Below are 18967 nucleotides of genomic sequence, written 5' to 3' on the forward strand. Positions count from 1 at the left end.
GCTACTTGCCTAGAGTGCTGCTTTTGAATTTTCGAGATTTCATATCCATAAGAAGACTTAAGCCTTGAGCATCTTTCTTCTTCTTTTTGAAACTCACTTTGATGTCTTCTTTTTCTTCTTCATCATATTTTTCAATAAAAGGCTTCTTTACAACATCAGCCCTTTCATTTGCGATACTAACTTTTAGGGTTCTCTTATCAATGATTTTCCCATCAAGTGCTGCAATAGCTTTTTTTGCATCTTCAGCTCTTTCCATCTTAATGAAGGCATAACCCTTACTTCTTCCCTTATCATCTTTAATAATATCGATGAACTTGATTCTACCGTAATGAGAGAAGATAGCCTTAAGGCCTTTGTCGTCTCTTTCATAATTTAAATTTCCAACATATAGTGTTGCAGTCATTTTGTAGTTCCTAATTTAATAATGCCATTTTGATGGAAGTTAGCATTGGTTGGAGTAAATAGCTACCTATCTATTACTTCTTACATAGCTCTTGCCAAGCTAGGTGGTCAAAATTCTTCAAATTTATTTATTTATAGTTAAAAATAGACTTTTTTAAGTTATTGAAAATACTTGAGTGTTATATTTTTTTAATTTTTTGATCTCTATAAACGGTTTGGGATTATTATGAACAAATCCCAACAAAAAGATCGGAGGACGTTTTATGAACGCAGAGGGTTTTCAAGATACTTTAATTAATCACTGTAGAGAAGAGATCCAGGATCTTTACTATCAATGCAAACACTATGGTGTATTTGATGCTACTGATTTTAGTGAGAGATTAGACACAATCTGGACTGAAGCAAAAATAAATGGTGTTAATGAGCTAGATTTTAGACGAGTTGTGAAGTCAATACTCCAAGATCACTCTGATACCATCGATTATCCTTTCGCAATTGCTGCGTAATATTTGATCCACTTGCATCAGGTTCAAAATTACGTAACATAGTACTATGAAAAAAATATTTATAGTCCTATCGTTAATAATTCAGATTTCTGGTGCAGCACAAGTGGGTGAAAAGTCACCTGCTCGTCCATCAAAAGAAAAGGTCGAATACTTTTTAGAGATTAGTGGCCTAGATGGATTGAGCGAGAAGGTGAGTGAGTATCTTTATCTTCTTGAGCTAAAGAAAAATAAGAATCTTCTAAAGTCTAAAGTTGAAGTCAAAAAAGTTATTGATAGATATTATTCTAAAAAACAGGTCATGGAGCTCTTAGTAGAGAATTATTCAACAAAGTTTTCAGAAAAAGAAATTAATAAACTAATCGCAATTTTTGAAACAAATGTGATGAAAAAAATGATGGCCAGCCAGGGCACATCAATTAAAGAAGTTCTAAATCTGATTAAGTCAAAAGAAAATACAGAGTTCAAAGCAGAGCTTGGAAGACTTGCAAAGTAACGAGTTGACGTTACTCCAAACAAAATTCCTCTTCTAATTTTCTTATCTCATTTACGATCTTAAGAAATTTAAGACCAAATTTGGTGTAGATATATTCTACCCGTGGTGGAACTTCATCATATTCAATTTTCTCAATAATTTTATACTTCATCAATTTACGAAGTCTTTCGTTTAGCACTTTTGTTGTTAGACCATCAAACTCTCTTGTCATAATGCCAGGTCTATTTATTCCACGATCAAGCATATCGAGAACAGAGAGAGACCATTTACAGCCAACAATATCTTCGATCATAAATTTTATATTTATTTTTTCTTCCATAAATTCCTCAAGATGTACCATTTGGTACCTACGTACCGAATTGTAGGTACTTGTTTTCATTCATTAATATCTGATAATCATGACATCAGCAAGAATAATTCGAAAGGATATTAATGATGAAAGCTAAAGAATTAAAAATTGAGAAATGGCTAAATGTAAACGAAGTATTTGAACTGAATGTTGAATCTAGAAAAATAAAAGTTATTCATGTTTTTCAAATGCTGTGTCCTGGATGTGTTTATCGTGGAATTCCACAAACGATTGAGCTCTTTAATAAGTTCAATGGAACTGAGGTCGCCGTTGTCGGATTACACTCGGTCTTTGAAAATCACCATGTGATGACAGCTGAAGCTTTGGAAGTTTTTATTCATGAATGGCGCTTACCGTTTCCTGTTGGGATTGATTTAAGGCTTGAGGGGCAGTGGATGCCAGAAACAATGAGAACCTATCAGCTACAAGGAACACCGAGTTTAATTATTATTGATCATCTTGGTGAAGTTAAATTGTCTGCATTTGGTCACTTAGATTTAGATAGAGTCGAGAGTCTTATCTCGAGTTTAATAATAAAAATGAAGACCTCTGTTTAGAGGCGAAGGAGAAATTATGTCTAGAGTAAAATTAGTAGAACCAACTTCAATTAATGGTGAGCACGGAGAAGTACTTAAATCAATTAAAGGAGCTTTTGGAACTGTTCCAAATATGTTTAAGGCGATTGGAAATTCTCATGCGGGTCTTGAAAGCATGTGGACTTCTTTTGGGGCCCTTGGAAAAGGAACAATTGGCTCTAAGCTTGGAGAGCAAATTGCTGTCTACGTTGCAGATTTAAACAGATGTGAATACTGTCTTGCTGCTCATACTGTTTTAGGAAAAAATGCTGGAGCAAGCGCTGAAGAAATGTCTGAAGCACAAAGAGGAAAGGCACAAGACTCTAAAACTCAAGCTGCACTAGTATTTACAAAGAAGCTTGTTTTAAATCGCGGAGCCGTAGAAGATAGTGATGTGGAAGCCGTAAGAGATGCTGGCTTTAATGATAGTGAAATTACTGAAATTTTAGCTCATGTGGCTTTAAATATTTTTACTAATTACACAAATGTCGCTTTCAATGTTCCTGTAGACTTTCCGAAAGTGAGTCTTACCTAGTTTTTATTTTTTTAAAAGAGTCTGATGAGCGCGCCTCAGACTCTTTTTGCGAGGATTAATGAATAAATGTAATAGAGATATTATCTTAAGCAATCTAGATCGAATTAAGGAAGGTATCATTCATTCTTGCCAGCGAGTCGGAAGAAATCCATCTGAAATTAATATACTTCCAGTTACTAAAACCCGAAGTTTAGAAGAGGTTTCTTGTCTTCGAGACATTGGTTATCGTGAATTCGGAGAAAATCTTGTTAAGGAAGGGGTTAGGAAATACACTACAAGTGAAAATGGAATATGGATAATGATAGGTCATCTTCAAACGAATAAAGTTAAAGATGTTGTTCGTTTTGCAAAAGAAGTCCATTCTGTTGATAGTATAAAGCTGATTAATGCATTAGAAAAAGAATTGCAGCGATCTAATAAGATTATGCGCGGAATGCTTCAGGTAAATACTTCTGGGGAGACATCAAAATATGGGTTTTCAGAAGCTGAACTTTTTGACAATTTGGATGAAATATCAAAATTAGAGTACTTGAAAATTGATGGAGTGATGACTCTTGCTCTTAATTCGAAAAATGAAGCCGATGTAAGAAAGTGCTTTGAAAAATTAAAAAGCATTCAAACAAAGATTAATAATATGAATGTTCTAGAAAATGAAGTTACACGAATTTCAATGGGGATGAGTGGGGATTACAAAATTGCAATCGAGGAAGGGGCTACTGATCTCAGATTAGGGCAGGCGATCTTTGGACCACGTGAAACACCCGATTCGTTTTATTGGCCGGCCTAGGGTGAAGTAAGGATTAAGTAACTACGCCGTACGGCCTTCAGAAATTTAAGATAACTCTCTTCTTTTGAGCGTACTTTCTTTTCTTGAAGTTGTGCAACTTGTGCGTCTACAGTTGATTCAAAACATATTGGTAGCTTCCCTTCTTTCATAAGAATAAAATCAGCGGCAAGTCTGCCAGTCCTTCCATTACCATCCTTGAAAATGTGTAATGTGGTTAGCCAGAGATATATATGAAAGGCCTTCTCAAAAGTACAAGAGAAGTTTCCTCTTAGGATAAGGTTAGAAAAATCTTGTGTGGCATCTTCAATAAAACTGGCGTCAATATAGCTAATGTCATTACAATATATAGGACCTGACCTAATATTATCTTCATCCCCAATAAGTATCGCATTTATTTTTGAAACTAGATTAATATCTAAATTGCTGTCATTTTGTATTTCTCTACTTATATACTGATTTGCTGCATCCCATTTGTAAAGACTGTCTGTAACCACTTTAGTATTTGTCGTGGAGGCAAAAAGTCTAGCTCTTGCGAGAGTTGACCAGTTTGGTCTTTCACAATGATTAAGCTTTCCCTCAAGAGTTTTGATTTCTTGAATGAGTTTATGAAAGATCTCCCCATGAGTTGTATCAAGGGGAGTTTTTAAAAATGTGAGAATTTCTCTTGAATTCATTACTTTACTTGAATAAAGAATTGGTTCTTGTGCCCATCTTCTCCAAAAAATAAGTCTTGAGCATCATCAATTTTCAAAAATCTATCCTTACCAATCCTACTGATGGTCATGAGCGAATTGTGAAATCCTTGACTACAATTTAACGTCGAATCACAGTTGTATAATTTAAATTTATTTTTTCCAAGTCTGTCCACACGATATGTCATGTCGTCATAGCTCTCATATCCATCTTCGAATACTTGTTTGAATGTAAAAGCATATTCCATTTTTAAATGATCTTCAGTGTGAAGAATGTCTTCATCACGATTGTCGCTAAATTCAAGAACAATTTTATACTTGGCGAATACTTTGTCTGAAGTTTCTCTTGCCGGATCGTATTTCCAGTAATAACCATCAAATGTAGCAGTACTTTCAAAAGTAAAATCAGCAAGCTTTTCAAATTGTTTTCTCACTGCCATCTTTACTTCAGATAGCTCTCGAGCTTGAACATTTACAAGTGGATTCATCATAATCAGCGAAGTTAGTAGAATTTCTTTTTTCATTTAATACCCCCCAGTATTTACACATGTGATTGATAAATACGTCATATTTGTTTATATTCATAATATATAATAATGATGTTTGTTATAATCTTTTGGAATATGGTGTGGGAATGAGAAACGGTATTAATTTTAATCACTTAGAAGTGTTTCTAAGTCTCGCTCGAACATTGAGTTTCTCTGAGACTTCAAAAGAACTTGGAATAGCACAGCCTGTTGTTTCTAAGCAAATCAAAGCATTAGAAGAGCAATTTCAACGCCAGCTCTTTTTTAGGACACGTCAACAAGTGACACTGACAGATGAGGGAAGAGAGCTCCTTGCAAGCTCACGAGCGTTGTATGAGCAGTTATGCTTTAGACTGAATAAGTATCAAAAGAATGATGAGGAAATATCGGGGATCGTTCGAATAGGATGCTTACTGGAAGTTGGAGAGCAGATCTTTACTCCTATTTTCTCTGACCTAAAGAAGAAGTATCCTCAAATTAAGATTCATGTAAAATTTATGTCCACTGATCAAATTTCAGCTGGTGTTAAAAGTGGTGACCTTCATATTGGGATCATGTCTCAAAAAGTAATTCTTGAAAGTATCCGTACGTATCCAATTATTTCCGAAGAGATAATGATGGTAACGGGTAAGAACTCAAAGTTCCAAAAAAAGAATGTTCTTGAACAGCCATTTGTTCTTTACCGTGAAGATGATCCTCTTTTTGAGTTTTATCTGAGACAAGTTTTTCCTAAAACACATAAAAGTAAACTAAATATTGATGTTATGATTAACTCCCATAAATCAATGGCCGAATTTATCATGAAGCATGAAGCAATCGCTATTCTTCCATCTTTAAGTATCAGAGAGCATCTTAAAAGTGGGAAGATAAAAGATGTAGGACCAAAAAGCATTGAAGCAAGTCTTTATATGATTCATCAAGAGCTTGAATATCCTGATGAGTTAGTCCGGGTTGTTTCGGAGTTTTTACTCAAGCAAACTAAGCGAAAGCAAGAGCAATGGAAATAAGATTCAAAAGTATGTCACCCTAAAGGTGTAGATGTGTTAAGAAAAATTGGCTCGCATATAATTTTATTTCTTTTAAAATGTGAGAAAATAAAATCATTTTAAAGGGAGTTTTATATGAAGCTTGGTTTACTTGTGCCTATTCTTGTTGCTACGACAAGTGTCTCTGCTAAGATTACAGATCTTCAATACATGCCGGCTAAAGGTGCATTCTTTTCTAAGACTGAATTCTCTCAAGAACAAGGGGAAATTGAATTATCATATTTTGGTAAGAACGTTTCAAAATCAGAAGTTGATGAGACTAATGTTAATCAAACACTTCTTTATACTTCTACTGATAGTTTAAGTTTCGGAGTTGGGCTCTCGTATAACATTAAAAGTGAGACTGAATCGAAATATGGTCCAGGTTCGACGATCAATGGAACAATACGAAACTATGAAAGTAGTGGTTTAAGAGATATCGAGTTGGTGTTAAAAAAGAGGCTACGCTCTGAAGAAACAATCGTTGATCTCTCTGGTGTTTATTCACCAAAAACTGGAGATGCTGAATCTGCTTCGACCTCAAAAAAAGGAAATGCATTTGATGGGGGTTCTAGTGTTGGAGCAACTTTGGAAATTGGTGGTTCAAGAGGGCATATTCAGTATAGTGGTAGTCTTTCTATTATTCACGATACAGAACGTGAGGTTAGGGATCTTTCTAATAATACGATGACAAAGTATAAGAGTACTACAAATGTGGTAGTCGGAGCAGAGATAAAAGTTCAAACATCAGAAATTTTCTTCCTAAAGGGGTCTCTTGGAGTAGCAAGCTTAGATGATCAAAATTATAGAGAAGCAGGAGATACTACTGATACAGTCATTGAAAGAACCATTGGAGTTGTTGGGGGAGCTGCTGCTCAGTATAAATTAAGTGAATCTAGTGTCGTTGATGTTGGGTTATTCCGATCAATTAGTGATTATAATGTTTATGAAGGTTCGACTTCTATATTTGGAGATTATGAATCAACTGTATTCAATATAGGATTTTCGATAGAAATATAACTTCTATAGAGGCCCTGTTATAGATAGGGCCATTTCTTAAAATAATATTTTTTATATGCAATTGTCATAAGAATTAAGCAAACAATTTCTAAACTGACAAAGTAGCGTGGGATTAGTGCAACTTTCGACCAAGATATTCTGAGAAATCCAATGCTTCCTTAAGATTTGGATATTTATCGAAACATTTTTTTGCACGTGGATCTTTAAAGAAGAAATCTTTGGAGACAGGGCTATGTTCAATTACTGTACTGTATACACGTTCCCATCTTATTTTTTGAGCTTCTTCTTCCTGTAAGTTTATATTTGGATAGGCAACATAGCCCGTTTTATCTGCATCAGGATGGTTAGGTTGATAAATTAGTATAGGACTTTCTTGGCTGCTTACAATTTGGCAAAAGCCATTTTTACAATCCTTTGCAATCTTCCTTTTATAGAATCCACCTTCAGGGGTTCTTGTGGTTTTAACATTAGCAATATTCGATGATATAACTTCGATTTTTTGGTAAAGAATATTTAAATCTTGGCAATGTTGTTCAACTTGTTGATCAGTGACCTTTGATTCCTGAGTGCAGCTAATAAATATAAGAAGGAAAAGGATAATTTTCATCATTCTTGTTCTGGGTGCTTCTGTATATTTGCAAACTTAGGAATTAGTGCCACAGCAATAAGAATAATTACTGCACCAATACCTCCTTTAACTCCAATCTTTTCGTCAAAGAAGAAATAGCCAAAAATGCTTGCAAAGATCGACTCACTCAAAAATACAAGTCCCACAATGTGCGGAGGAGTTTTCTTTTGAGCATAGATTTGAAGTGAGAATGCTATTAGTGATGAGAATATTGAAAGGATAATGAATCCATAAAGACTCGATGGAAAAATTAGTGCCTTCGCATTTATAAGTGGAGCAAGACTCACTGGCCCTTCAAAAACAAGAGCGATTACTACGGAAATAAATCCAATCATCGTACATTGAAGGAAGTTGAAATTTATTGTGTCATATTTTTCAGCGTAGATATCCGTGAGGATAATATGTCCAGAAAAGAAAATAGCGCAAAGAACGATATAGAAATCTCCCATGTTGAAACCATCTAGTTTTAAGTCACACATGAGAAAAATTCCAAACATTGCAAGGGCGAGTAGCGCCCAAAATGTTTTACGAAGTTTTTGCTTAAAAATAATCACTGAAATAATTGGCGTGAAGACAGCGTAGAAGACAGTTAAGAAACCGGCCTTTGCCATTGTCGTCATTGAGATACCAATTGTCTGAGTAATCATTGCTCCAGTGAGAAAAAGGGAGCAAAAGAAAGCTCCTTTAAATTCTTTGAAGCCTCGACGATAGGCGAGGATAGGAATTGCTATTAGGGCCGCGAATAAATAGCGAAGCCCCTGTGACCAGAGAGGAGAGTAGTCAATGAAAGTAAATCTCGTCCCCGCGAAACCAAGCCCCCAAATAAGACAAGCAAATGAGAGTAATAGAATCCCTGCCATAACTTAGAAGTGCCAAGGAAAGTTAGAGTAATCCTGATCGCGCTTTTCAAGGAATGCATCGCGACCTTCTTGTGCCTCTGCAGTACCATAAGCAAGTCTTGTTGCTTCACCTGCAAATAATTGCTGACCAACAAGCCCATCATCAAGAAGGTTAAATCCAAACTTAAGCATTCTCATGGCCGTTGGTGATTTTGAATTCATTTCTTTTGCCCACTCTAGGGAAACTTTTTCAAGGTCTTTATGAGGAACAACTTTATTGATCATTCCCATTTCAAATGCTTCTTGTGCTGTATAGTTAAAACCACAGAAGAAAATTTCTCTTGCGCGCTTTTGTCCACATTGACGTGCAAGGTATGCTGAACCATAGCCAGAATCAAATGAAGCTACATCTGGATCTGTTTGTTTAAAGATTGCGTGTTCTTCAGAAGCGATTGTTAAGTCACATACAACATGAAGAGAGTGACCACCACCAACTGCCCAACCTGGAACAACGGCAACAACAACTTTTGGCATAAAACGAATGAGTCTTTGAACTTCTAAGATGTGAAGGCGACCAAGTTTTGCTGGGTCAGGTGTACCTTCACCATCGACATACTTATATCCGTCTTTTCCTCTAATTCTTTGATCTCCACCTGAACAGAATGCCCATCCACCATCTTTTGGAGAAGGACCGTTACCAGTGATTAGAACAACACCAACTGATGACCACATACGAGCGTGATCAAGGGCGCGATAAAGTTCGTCAACTGTTTGTGGTCTAAACGCATTTCTAACTTCTGGTCTATTGAATGCAATTCTTACTGTCCCTTGGTCTTTGGCCTTGTGGTAAGTAATATCCTCAAAGTTAAACCCTTCAACTTCATCCCATAAACTAGCGTCAAAAATATCTGAAACCATATCTCTCTCCTTCGAACTTTTTTTTTCGGATATTAGTCTTTTCACGGTGCACCGTCAATTCTAAGTGGTGCGAGCGCGGTGTGTTATTTGGACCTTTAACAAGCATTCTGCTAATATTTCCGCCATGGATGTAAATAAGAAAATATTCAGCTTGTTTGGGGAGAATAAGATCAGCTACGATCTCTTCGTCCACGAGAGCGCGTCTACTTGCGAGAGTGCCTCAGCCAAGCGAGGCCTAGATCTCAGTGTTGGTGCGAAGTCTATTCTATTCAAAGGGAAAAGTGGATTTTGTGTATTCTCCATTCGTGCTCATCTTGAAGTCTCATCTCAGAAGGTGAGGAAAGTTCTGGGCTCAAATAAACTTCGTTTTGCCACACACGATGAACTAAAGGAAATCTGTCATGTGGTGAAAGGGGCACTTCCTCCACTGGCGGGCCCGCTTTTTGGACTTCCTCACTATGCGGATAAGTCTTTGACCACTGGAGACAAAATCGTTTTTAATGCTGGAATCTTGACTGAGTCCGTAGTAATTTCAACGCAAGACTTTTTGCGTTTAGCAAATCCTATTATTTGTGAGTTTAGTGATGACTAATATCCTTTCAGTAAAAAATATTTGCCATAATTTTGATCACAAATCTTTGGCCCAATTAATCGATATCTCTTTTGATCTTAAAAAGGCTGAAGTCCTATCAATAATTGGTCCTTCGGGAACTGGAAAAACAACACTTTTAAATATTATCCGTGAAGTTTTAAATCCTGATAAAGGAGAGGTTGTCTTTGCTGGAAAGAGTAATGAGATTTCTTACGTTCCACAAATTTCTAGTCTTGATGAATCTAAAACAGTTATCGAAAATATTATGGCCGGAGCCAAGGGGATTCTTGATGATGACGTGGCCCGCGATAGAGCGCGCGACATGATTGAGATTTTTGCACTTGAATACAAAGATGCAAAACTACCAAGTGATTTGTCGGCCGGCCAAAGACAGCGTGTCGAATTTGCGAAGGCCATGGTGAGATCACCAAAACTAATTCTTCTTGATGAGCCATTTAGTAATCTCGATGAATTTTTAAAAGATGATGTCATTTCAGAAGTCTTCCCAATTTTTAAAGAGAATGGAATCGCTGTTATTTTTGTTTCACATAATATTGAAGAGGCTTTCTCTGTGAGTGATAAGACTATGGTCTTGGCCCATGGAAAAGTGCAACAACTTGATAACCCATTTAATATTTATGAAAGGCCTTCCAATGTATTTGTAGCCCGCTTTACGGGAAAAATAAATCTTCTGGCTTCAAATGTGATTGAAGTAAGTGGAGATAAAGTAAAACTTAAAAATATTTTTGGAGAATTTCACGCGGCCACGACTTTGTGGTTAGAAGGCAAGAAGTTTGTCTACCTTGCGATTCGTCCAGAGGAAGTCGCGCTATCAAATGATGAGCATTCAATTGCAGGAAAAATTAAGAGAATCGAATATCGTGGTAGCACTCAGCTTCTCTACGTCCAGGCATTAGATAAGAATAAGTTTCTCATCACAAGACCAGGACGTGAAAAATTTCAAATTGATCAACGAGTAAGATTTGTTATCAATTCTGAAAGTTCATTTTTATTGCCTATCTAAATTAGTGGAGTCTCGATCCATTAGGGACTTCATGATCCAGATTGAAGAGAACAACATTTTGGGCCTCATCTGAAAAACCAAGTAGTAAAACTTCTGACATGAACTTTCCAATTTGTCTTTTTGGAAAGTTTACAACTGCCGCAACTTTCTTGCCCATCAGATCTTCTTTAGAATATAGCGATGTAATTTGTGCAGAGGTTTTCTTAATTCCTAAAGTCTCTCCAAAATCAATTTGAAGCTTGTAGCTTGGCTTTCTTGCCTCTGGAAAATCTTCCACCTCAATAACTTGTCCAATTCTAATATCAACTTTTAGAAAATCGTTAAATTCAATTTCATCACAGGCCGGTGCCGTGTGCTCAAAATTCATATGCATATATAATTCCTTTTAAAATGAGTTCCAAATATAATTACTAACAATCCCGTGGTACTCGTTTCTTCTTCTCGCTAGAAACATCTCAATTTTCTCATGCTCCATTTCTTCAGTACGTAAAATTTCCAGAACCTGGCGTTGAACATATTCGTTAACGATATGATCAGGAAGTCGACCCCAGCCAAGACCTTCCATAATCAGCTTCATTTTTGTTCCAAGATCATCAACGTACCACTTCTTCGACCCCTTAACGACACCAAAAGAACTTTCATCAGGTAAAGTACTTCGAACTACAATTTGAGGGTAATTCGAGAGAACTTCTTTCGTTGGCTTAAGTCCTTTTTGTACAATAGGATGAGTCGAAGCAATGACGAGAGGCATTTCAACTTCTCCAACTTTTTTATACTCAAGATCAACCTTATTTGTTATTCCTGCAAGAAGAGAAATATCGACATCTCCAGCGAGTAAAAATTTTTCTCCGCTTAAAACTTCTGTGGTGAACACGACTTCAGTATTTAAAAAGTTTTCTTCAATTTTTCTAAGTGTACTTGTGAATTCAGAAAGAGGGAAAATCGCTGACATTGATAAACGAATTTTTAGCTCTTGATTACTCGATAAAGTTTTAGCAAAAGTAGTTAATTCCTCAAAAGATTTTAAAACCGGAGAGGCTTTCTCAAGAAGTTGTAGACCATAATTCGTCAGTTTTGGTCGATACTCACTTCTATCAATTAAAAGCAGGCCTAGCTCATCCTCGAGGTTTTGGATAGCGTAGGAGAGGGCTGACTTCGCCTTAAAGAGTTTTTCAGAGGCCTTTGAAAAACTACCCTCCTCTTTAATGATTTTAAGTACTTGTAATTGATCCAAGTTCACAATTAAGCCACCTTGTTCGATAATTAGAACGTCTTGAGTGAAATTATAGTGTTTTATTAGAACGAGATCAAGGTTAATATCGATACAACAAACAGATTGAATATAATTTCTCAGGAGGAAATATGAAGCATTTAATTTTATCAGCAGTACTTTTTGGTTTATCAAACATGGCTTTTGCGGACAAATCTTTCAGTGTCGATACTTCAGCAAGTAAGCTTGAGTGGACAGGAAAGAAAGTTACTGGACAACACGTAGGAACAATTGACTTTAAGTCTGGAACTGTTGTGTTAGACGATAATGGTGTTTTAAAAGCTGCAAACTTTGTTGCTGATATGACAACTATTAGTGCAACAGATCTTGAAGGTGAGTGGAAAGGTAAACTTGATGGTCACTTAAAAAATGATGACTTTTTTGCAACAGATAAGAACCCTGAAGCAAAAATGAGTCTTAAAAAAATCATTTCTAAAAAAGGTGATAAGTACGAAGTTGAAGCTGATCTAACTGTTAAAGGAATTACTAGCCCAGTTAAATTTAACGTGGATCTTTCAAATAAAGCGAAGCCAGTACTTGCAGGGAACCTAACTTTTGATAGAACTAAATTCAATGTAAAGTATAACTCTGGGTCATTCTTTGAAGGTCTTGGGGATAAGATGATTTACAACGATGTTGATTTAAAATTTTCTGTTAAAACAAAATAATAGAAAGGGCCTCGAAAGAGGCCTTTATTATTTAAGGGATAGAGTTATGAAAATTAGAAGATCAAATGAAAGAGGAACATTCAATATTGATTGGCTACAAGCAAAGTACACCTTTTCTTTTGCTAATTACTACGATCCTCGTCATATGGGTTTTAGAAGTTTAAGAGTTATCAATAATGATATCATTGCTCCTGAAGGAGGGTTTCCTACACACTCACATCGTGACATGGAAATCATCACTTTTATTATTCGTGGTGAGCTTGCTCACAAAGATTCGATGGGAAATGCCGCGACAATCACTCCTGGAATGATTCAGATTATGTCGGCAGGATCTGGTGTTTCACATTCTGAATTTAATCCCAGCAGTGAGAATGATACTGAGCTTTTTCAAATCTGGGTTGAATCAAAAGAGAGAGGAACTGAACCAAGCTATAGTGAATTTCGTTTTGAAGATCGCCTCGAAGAAAATAAGCTTAACTTAATCGTGTCTAATAATAAGCATGATGAAGTAGGGTATGTGAATCAGGATATTAGAATTTATTATTTTGATTTGAAAGATAAGAATTTTAATCTTGATGCTGACAAGGCCTATTGGCTGCAAATGATCGAAGGCGAAGCAACTATTGGTGGCGAATCAATTTCTCATCGTGATGGAATTAGCTTAGAGCATGAGAATGCACAGGTACAAGTTAAGTCTGCAAAGGGATTACTCTTTGAGTTTTAAGTTAGAATTAAACTCACCATTTAGTGCAAAAGCTATTGAGGATATTTATCGAGATCAAGAGGTTTTAATTAGTGCCATGCCAGATGCTAATTTTCCTTTTGATCACGATCAGTGGAGTTCGTGGTTTTTTGATGAAGAGAAGTCTTTGAGATACTCGTTCATTTTAAATGAAGGTGAGAGCGCAGTGGCCCATTGTGCGGTTTTAAAATACAAGGAAGCTCCTGGGCTCGCTTATATTTGTTTTGTCGCAGTAGCTAAGAATCAGCAGGGAAGAGGTCTTTCAAGGGTCTTACTTAACCAGGTTCACAATTATCTTTGGCAGAATTTAAAAATTTCAGAAATCTATTTACTAGTTGATAGTAAGAACGTAAAAGCAAATAACTTATATAATTCAATGGGTTACAAGTATATCGACGGTTCCTCTCGCAAAAGATTAAAAAGACGTATAGTAGACTAAAGTTGTCAGAAAAAGCGTCGAAGAGGAAAACGTAAGTTTCAAGTATTGACATCAATCATTTTGAACTTATCTTGTGACTATTAAAAAAAGGAGTTTGTATTGAAGGCGGTAAAATTATCAAACGTATTCTTTAGCAAAGATAAAGTTCTCTACCCTCTAAAAAAAGATGTTTTAAAATATCAAATTAATTATCCAAAACACAAAGTGGATGACAAGCAGATAGAGAAAGAGACGAAAGAATCAAAATCAAAAAAATAACGATCGTATTAAACTGCCTAACAGCAATTGTTGGGCAGTGTCTTTTAAAATAATTTCAAAAGCAAATCTAAAGTAAATAAGCGATAATTTAAAAGTGACTATAAGTAAATTTTTAGTGAACCTATAAATTTTGGAGATCCCGTGAGTTATATCTATCATCTTAAGCCTATTCCTTTTGAGGGAACTACTCTGGTTCCTCTAAACCAGATGGATAGGGACAGTGAGCTGTATAAGAATCATGCTAAAAAGTATATCGGTCGTGAAAAATTAATGGATGTGATTATTCCAAAATTAAACTGCAAGTGGAATGATGTTGTTCAGTTTTCGTCCATTGATCCGCAGGTCATCGTTGATCACTTAAGAGAGATAGAAGAAGACTTTAAACTGATGAGACTGGAGTATTTTAAAATACATATCAGTCAGATTCTTGGAAAGTATGAATCAGTTGTGTTTGATAGAAATAAGAAACAGCAAAATGGTGACTTCACTGTTCATGAAAGTGATGTTGTCACATTATGCGAATCTTATGAAGAAATTAAAAATCTCCCAAATGAAACAATAGAGTTTTGGAATAATGTAAAGAAAGAGGGTGGAAAGTATCTGTGGTTTGCCTATATTCCCCATATCCTAGTGAAGGGAATAATCGATACGAAAGATTTTCAGGTTTGTACTATAAGATAGAAAGGGCAATACAGAAGCAGTTATCTTAGTTTATTTAATGGTAAACTTAGATTTGGTTCCAGTATTTTACCTCTGCGATTTTTAGTGACCTGGAATTATCTCCAATGATCTAGTATGATTGTATTATTGATAATAATGATGAAACCTAGAGGGAGAGTATGAGTGTAGAAACTTCATTCGCAAGAATCGAAACTGAAATTTCTGACTATAGAAGTTCTTCTAAAAAGAAAGAACAAGATATGTTTGGAAAGCTAGTGAAAAACCTATCTGAAGATAGAATGGAAATTGAACTTCTTACTTTTAAAGGGATTATTAACTGTACTTCCAAGATTAGTGGCTCAGATAAATTAGATATTATAACTATTTTGAATGATGAAAATGAAACGGTTATGAGTGAAACTAGAGCGTTGAATACAGAATATAAAGAATCTGTGAGTAAAAGGGGGATTCCTGAAAATGGAGTAATCATAGATGCAGTTCAGGTTGAAATTGATGATAGAACCATGTCCTTAAAAATTGTTAAAGAGGAAAAGAGTGGTAATATTATGGCGGTCGTAAAAGAGATTCATATCCCAATTTCAGAAGAACAATACTTAGAGCAAAAGAAGAAGTTCTTGTAGCATTCTGTGGTTTTTGTGACTTTTATGTAAATGAAATTATATACTTAAGTATATAATCAATACCTCCACCATTTCTTTTACACATTACAAAGGACTAGTTAAAATTTCGTGTAGTTTGAGAATAATAAATATCTCTAGGAAAGAGTATTAAAATGCATAATAAGAATAATACGATAGTGTTTAACATGGGCTCATTACACGGGCATATGTTAGAGCATCCACAATATAATCTTAATACCTTTGTTAGTATCATTCTTTCTTTTAAGGCCGACGTCATTTTTACTGAAGTTAGATCTGAGTTTCCTGGTGCAATTGAAGGATCTATTGATGGTGGAATAGAGCAGTCAATTATTTATGCTATAGCTGAGCATCAAGAAATTGAGGTTGTCGCGATTGACTGGTTTAATGATGAGCACATTCAAAAAAGTAAGGAAGAGAGTGAGAGGGCTAGTTCAGATCTTGAAATGAAGAAGAGAATAGAACCTTTATTTTCTCTGTATGTAGATAAGTTTAAATCAACAAGTTTTAAAGAGCTTAATGATGATGAAGTACAAAATTTAGTGCGTTCTATTTATGATGGTTATGACCAATTGGGGTATAAACAATCGCGTATTCGAAATGAAAATATTTGTGCTAACTTCAAACTTAAGATCAAAGAGTATGAGGGGAAGCGAGTTCTTGTTATCTTTGGTCTAGACCATAAGTATTTTTTGGATGACTGTGCGAAAAAATTGTCTTTAAGTATTGTTGATGTTGAGGATATGGTTGTAGATAATCATAAAATTGATCCAGAAATCGTTAAACTGAGTCTACGAAATATTCTAGAAAGCAAATCAACTTTAGAAGAAAGACTTCGAAATGATTACTACGAGAAATCCTATGCCGATAGATTATCTACAAAGATTAAATCTTTTGATAAGTGGTATGAAGCCGTAGCAAAGCTATAAATGATTACTAATGAGTTTTTTATTTGAAAGAAAAACAGTATCATTGTATGAAGTTATAAAATTACTGGAGACTTAAAATGAAAGAACGAAGAACAAATGTTTTTGCATTAATATTTTCAATCGTATTAAGTCTCGGTGGTTTGGCAGAAGCTAAGGACGTTTTATCCGGGTGTCCGAACAAGGCCTTGGGAGAAACATCTGAGGATTGCCCATGGGCCAGCATTAGTCGCTTTCTTGATCAAGTAGCATCTGAGGGAAAAAATCTTGAAGACACACTTAGAGCGAAGGCACCAGCACTAGTTGAGCAAATTGAAATCGACTCTCGAAATGAAGTATTAAAATCTCTTTGGGGTAGGGCCTTAAATTTTGATCAGTCGGCAAAAGGACAAATTGTCTCTCCTGCTGTCGTCGATATATTGACCAAACTATCTAAAACACCAAAGCGCGATGGGATCGTTGTACATGCTGGTATTCAGCATACATATTCTTATTTATTTAGTAATTTGAAAACGGCCTATGGTTATAAACGCGCCCGCTGGGTTCGACCAGATGTTGAAGTCGGTTTTAATCTCCCTTTGGGAACACTTCTTCCAAATAGCGTTTCGGAGTCGAGTGGAACTTTATTTGCGAATGTCACATATTTCGTAGGGCAATTTGCATATAGGGGTCACGCTAGTGAGCTTTTAGCGCTTCAATCATCAAGCAAAACAGTTGCGCGCTCTCTGTTAGAAATGGATTTCAAAAAGTTTGAACATACTCGTTTGACAGAACAGGCCGGTAATATTGAAATTCAAACTGATTTTATTAAATTTAAGAAAACGGTTCCTGGTTCAACAAACTCTTATCTTCTTGTCTATTCAGTTTCTTCCCCTTTCTATGGTAATTCTAAACGCCTAATTACTGCATTTCCAGTCGATGCTAAGTTTATGGCGCGTATGACTGAGTCTTCGAATTTAGGGGAGAGTAAACCTATCCAGTCGCGATACAATGCCTACATTCCTGAGCTGATCAATAATCAGGTGGTCGGTAAGCGCACAGTGAGTATTATTCAAAGATAGTTTCTTTATAAGAAACTCTTCACCGCCTCAGTGCAATTAACTACTGGTGCAATATTTAAGCGCTCACGGTTAATCCAGGCCTTGGCGTAGTTCGTGACAAAATCATGCGCTACAAGTTTTTTGTAAGTTTCAAGAGGAGTATTGATATCACTACTTGTAATAATACTTTGAATCTTCATCTCTAAATTCCAGTCAATCTTCATTCCTAGTGAATCTTTAAAACTTAAAAGAGCTACAAGGTCTTCAATGCTATTTGAATGCTCCAAATAATTCTTTATGAGATAGTTATAATCACCATGACTTGCAAGAAGATAATCAGGCAATTCGTCTGGAATATCCATCTTTATTAAACGATCAATTATTTTAAGTGTTAAATTATTTGAATATCCTTGAGGTGGATTTTCAATAGCTCTTAAGAAGTCTTCATCGCTAAGCCTTTCTAAATTTCTTAAAAAAATCTTCTCTTCTTTTAAAATATACTCGCGTCGATTAGTCATCTTGGATTCGATTAAGCTAAATAGCTCTTTAAATTCTGAACTTTCTTGATAAATTTTTCCATGTTTTTCTAAGTGATATTTTACCATCTCCACAGAGAAGGGGAGGTCATCATTGATTTTTTTAAATAGTTCATGGGGGTGTGTCCAGTCAATCAATATCCAGCGTTGATCACTACGAGAATACACTAATTGGTTGAGATGAAAGTCTTTAACTTTTTTAAATGGGGCCATTGTTTCAAAAAAATCAGCCAGACGATCAAGAGCATTTTTAAAATCAGAGGCATTAATATGTCCTTCGTTTAAAATAAACGCCTCAAGATCAAAGGAGTCTTCTAGATTTAGTTTCTCAACAAGAAGATAATTTTCTTTTGCATACCGATTGATTTTAGGAATTGATACTCCTTGGGTTTCCAGGGCTGCATGTCCAAGATAGAAAGCATCAATATAATTTGAAAATTTTGAAAAGGTATTGAAGTTTCCGTGTCCCTTAGGAACTCTTAGTGCATAGACATTCTCTCCAGACTTTACTTCATGAATTGTCGTTGTATTTCCAGCTCCTAACTTTCGCACAAACTCAACTTCATTGCCATGGGAAAGCTCAATAGTGTGACCCGATTTCAAATTCTTTCCCTGAGTTTCGACGAGTTCCTGAAGCCCAATATCGGCCGCAAAGATACTTAAGCTCAGGCAGAGCCAAAGAAAGATGTTGAAAGTGAGCTTGAAGATCATAGGGGATAAAAAGCAACATAGGTGCCAAGAAAGTCTCTCTATGTTGCTGATTTTATGAGTATCTAGTGTCAGTTTTTTGCGTATTGAAGAAAGTTTAGACGCTCACTTACTTCTTAAGTCTTGATGAAGCTTAACCGATAAATTTT

27 protein-coding genes are annotated in these 18967 nt (G+C 35.7%); 17 read left to right on the forward strand and 10 right to left on the reverse strand.

From position 1 onward, the window contains the following. Position 1 precedes the first annotated feature (1 nt). A complete protein-coding gene (locus M900_RS09550; RefSeq protein ID WP_021274427.1) occupies positions 2-403 on the reverse strand; it encodes an RNA-binding protein in 402 nt (133 codons plus the stop codon). A gap of 262 nt (positions 404-665) precedes the next feature. Here M900_RS09550 and M900_RS09555 point away from each other — a divergent pair, with 262 nt between their 5' ends. Both M900_RS09555 and M900_RS09560 read left to right on the forward strand, forming a co-directional pair. Beyond that, the gene (locus tag M900_RS09555) at positions 666-908 is read left to right on the forward strand and encodes a hypothetical protein (RefSeq protein ID WP_021274559.1); all 243 of its coding nucleotides are present in this window, start codon (positions 666-668) and stop codon (positions 906-908) included. A 46-nt stretch (positions 909-954) separates the two neighbouring features. Continuing rightward, positions 955-1401 (forward strand): DUF2059 domain-containing protein, encoded by a 447-nt coding sequence (locus M900_RS09560; RefSeq protein WP_157680616.1) that lies wholly within the window; start codon positions 955-957, stop codon positions 1399-1401. A 10-nt stretch (positions 1402-1411) separates the two neighbouring features. Here the strand turns inward: M900_RS09560 and M900_RS09565 are convergent, their stop codons facing one another. Then, positions 1412-1720 (reverse strand): helix-turn-helix domain-containing protein, encoded by a 309-nt coding sequence (locus M900_RS09565; RefSeq protein WP_021274348.1) that lies wholly within the window; start codon positions 1718-1720, stop codon positions 1412-1414. 116 nt (positions 1721-1836) lie between these two features. Here M900_RS09565 and M900_RS09570 point away from each other — a divergent pair, with 116 nt between their 5' ends. From M900_RS09570 to M900_RS09580, 3 genes are read left to right on the forward strand one after another with little or no spacing between them, the layout of a single operon-like run. Beyond that, the gene (locus M900_RS09570; RefSeq protein ID WP_021274576.1) at positions 1837-2307 is read left to right on the forward strand and encodes a peroxiredoxin; all 471 of its coding nucleotides are present in this window, start codon (positions 1837-1839) and stop codon (positions 2305-2307) included. A gap of 16 nt (positions 2308-2323) precedes the next feature. Beyond that, on the forward strand, positions 2324-2860 hold the full coding sequence (locus M900_RS09575; protein ID WP_021274438.1) for a carboxymuconolactone decarboxylase family protein: 537 nt from the start codon (positions 2324-2326) through the stop codon (positions 2858-2860). Positions 2861-2918: 58 nt separating this feature from the next. Further along, complete coding sequence (locus tag M900_RS09580; RefSeq protein WP_021274698.1) at positions 2919-3647, forward strand: YggS family pyridoxal phosphate-dependent enzyme; 729 nt, start codon at positions 2919-2921, stop codon at positions 3645-3647. Here M900_RS09580 and M900_RS09585 read toward each other — a convergent pair. Both M900_RS09585 and M900_RS09590 read right to left on the reverse strand, forming a co-directional pair. Then, positions 3644-4321 carry a Fic family protein gene (locus tag M900_RS09585; protein WP_021274417.1) on the reverse strand — a complete coding sequence of 226 codons (678 nt, stop codon included), beginning with the start codon at positions 4319-4321 and terminating at the stop codon, positions 3644-3646. The two genes, M900_RS09580 and M900_RS09585, sit on opposite strands and share 4 nt — an antisense overlap. Continuing rightward, positions 4321-4863, reverse strand: coding sequence for a hypothetical protein (locus tag M900_RS09590; protein WP_021274614.1), 543 nt, complete (start codon positions 4861-4863; stop codon positions 4321-4323). Before M900_RS09590 ends, M900_RS09585 begins: the two co-directional genes overlap by 1 nt. A gap of 110 nt (positions 4864-4973) precedes the next feature. Here M900_RS09590 and M900_RS09595 point away from each other — a divergent pair, with 110 nt between their 5' ends. Together M900_RS09595 and M900_RS09600 are read left to right on the forward strand one after the other, a co-directional pair. Next, positions 4974-5873, forward strand: a complete 900-nt coding sequence (locus M900_RS09595; RefSeq protein WP_021274345.1) for a LysR family transcriptional regulator — start codon at positions 4974-4976, stop codon at positions 5871-5873. A gap of 114 nt (positions 5874-5987) precedes the next feature. After that, entirely contained in the window at positions 5988-6911 is a 924-nt protein-coding gene (locus M900_RS09600; RefSeq protein WP_021274307.1) for a hypothetical protein, read from the forward strand. Positions 6912-7023: 112 nt separating this feature from the next. On the opposite strand, the gene M900_RS17210 is transcribed toward M900_RS09600, so the two are convergent. The 3 genes from M900_RS17210 to M900_RS09615 are packed head-to-tail and all read right to left on the reverse strand — an operon-like array spanning position 7024 to position 9296. Next, a complete protein-coding gene (locus tag M900_RS17210) occupies positions 7024-7518 on the reverse strand; it encodes a flagellar basal body rod protein FlgC (protein ID WP_021274688.1) in 495 nt (164 codons plus the stop codon). Beyond that, a complete protein-coding gene (locus M900_RS09610) occupies positions 7518-8399 on the reverse strand; it encodes a DMT family transporter (RefSeq protein WP_021274509.1) in 882 nt (293 codons plus the stop codon). The genes M900_RS17210 and M900_RS09610 overlap by 1 nt, the downstream gene beginning before the upstream one ends. Before the next feature lie 3 nt (positions 8400-8402). Beyond that, positions 8403-9296 carry a 1,4-dihydroxy-2-naphthoyl-CoA synthase gene (locus M900_RS09615; RefSeq protein ID WP_021274732.1) on the reverse strand — a complete coding sequence of 298 codons (894 nt, stop codon included), beginning with the start codon at positions 9294-9296 and terminating at the stop codon, positions 8403-8405. 124 nt (positions 9297-9420) lie between these two features. On the opposite strand from M900_RS09615, the gene M900_RS09620 reads away from it, so the two are divergent. Both M900_RS09620 and M900_RS09625 read left to right on the forward strand, forming a co-directional pair. Beyond that, positions 9421-9888, forward strand: a complete 468-nt coding sequence (locus M900_RS09620) for a YbaK/EbsC family protein (protein WP_021274397.1) — start codon at positions 9421-9423, stop codon at positions 9886-9888. A gap of 46 nt (positions 9889-9934) precedes the next feature. After that, positions 9935-10912: an ABC transporter ATP-binding protein gene (locus tag M900_RS09625; protein WP_198295989.1), complete on the forward strand. Its 978-nt coding sequence runs from the start codon at positions 9935-9937 to the stop codon at positions 10910-10912. A 1-nt stretch (position 10913) separates the two neighbouring features. Here M900_RS09625 and M900_RS09630 read toward each other — a convergent pair whose 3' ends face one another. Together M900_RS09630 and M900_RS09635 are read right to left on the reverse strand one after the other, a co-directional pair. Further along, on the reverse strand, positions 10914-11285 hold the full coding sequence (locus tag M900_RS09630) for a tRNA-binding protein (protein ID WP_021274649.1): 372 nt from the start codon (positions 11283-11285) through the stop codon (positions 10914-10916). A gap of 12 nt (positions 11286-11297) precedes the next feature. Then, on the reverse strand, positions 11298-12152 hold the full coding sequence (locus M900_RS09635) for a LysR family transcriptional regulator (RefSeq protein WP_021274717.1): 855 nt from the start codon (positions 12150-12152) through the stop codon (positions 11298-11300). Positions 12153-12274: 122 nt separating this feature from the next. Between M900_RS09635 and M900_RS09640 the strand changes: the two genes are divergently transcribed. The 8 genes from M900_RS09640 to M900_RS09670 all read left to right on the forward strand — a co-directional run bounded on the left by M900_RS09640 (position 12275) and on the right by M900_RS09670 (position 17595). Further along, positions 12275-12850, forward strand: coding sequence for a YceI family protein (locus tag M900_RS09640; protein WP_021274508.1), 576 nt, complete (start codon positions 12275-12277; stop codon positions 12848-12850). 46 nt (positions 12851-12896) lie between these two features. After that, the gene (locus tag M900_RS09645) at positions 12897-13574 is read left to right on the forward strand and encodes a pirin-like bicupin family protein (RefSeq protein ID WP_021274609.1); all 678 of its coding nucleotides are present in this window, start codon (positions 12897-12899) and stop codon (positions 13572-13574) included. Continuing rightward, complete coding sequence (locus M900_RS09650; protein WP_021274380.1) at positions 13564-14031, forward strand: GNAT family N-acetyltransferase; 468 nt, start codon at positions 13564-13566, stop codon at positions 14029-14031. The genes M900_RS09645 and M900_RS09650 overlap by 11 nt, the downstream gene beginning before the upstream one ends. A gap of 99 nt (positions 14032-14130) precedes the next feature. Continuing rightward, positions 14131-14289, forward strand: a complete 159-nt coding sequence (locus tag M900_RS17730; RefSeq protein ID WP_021274527.1) for a hypothetical protein — start codon at positions 14131-14133, stop codon at positions 14287-14289. A 141-nt stretch (positions 14290-14430) separates the two neighbouring features. Beyond that, the gene (locus M900_RS17215) at positions 14431-14970 is read left to right on the forward strand and encodes a hypothetical protein (RefSeq protein WP_021274325.1); all 540 of its coding nucleotides are present in this window, start codon (positions 14431-14433) and stop codon (positions 14968-14970) included. Positions 14971-15128: 158 nt separating this feature from the next. Further along, positions 15129-15590, forward strand: coding sequence for a hypothetical protein (locus tag M900_RS09660; RefSeq protein ID WP_021274722.1), 462 nt, complete (start codon positions 15129-15131; stop codon positions 15588-15590). Between the two features lie 152 nt (positions 15591-15742). Further along, positions 15743-16537, forward strand: coding sequence for a hypothetical protein (locus tag M900_RS09665; RefSeq protein ID WP_021274556.1), 795 nt, complete (start codon positions 15743-15745; stop codon positions 16535-16537). A gap of 77 nt (positions 16538-16614) precedes the next feature. Continuing rightward, positions 16615-17595 carry a hypothetical protein gene (locus M900_RS09670; RefSeq protein ID WP_021274606.1) on the forward strand — a complete coding sequence of 327 codons (981 nt, stop codon included), beginning with the start codon at positions 16615-16617 and terminating at the stop codon, positions 17593-17595. A gap of 5 nt (positions 17596-17600) precedes the next feature. Here the strand turns inward: M900_RS09670 and M900_RS09675 are convergent, their stop codons facing one another. After that, complete coding sequence (locus tag M900_RS09675; protein ID WP_021274484.1) at positions 17601-18821, reverse strand: hypothetical protein; 1221 nt, start codon at positions 18819-18821, stop codon at positions 17601-17603. Positions 18822-18967 lie beyond the last annotated feature (146 nt).

This window comes from Bacteriovorax sp. Seq25_V (assembly GCF_000447795.1).
Classification (GTDB): Bacteria; Bdellovibrionota; Bacteriovoracia; order Bacteriovoracales; family Bacteriovoracaceae; genus Halobacteriovorax_A.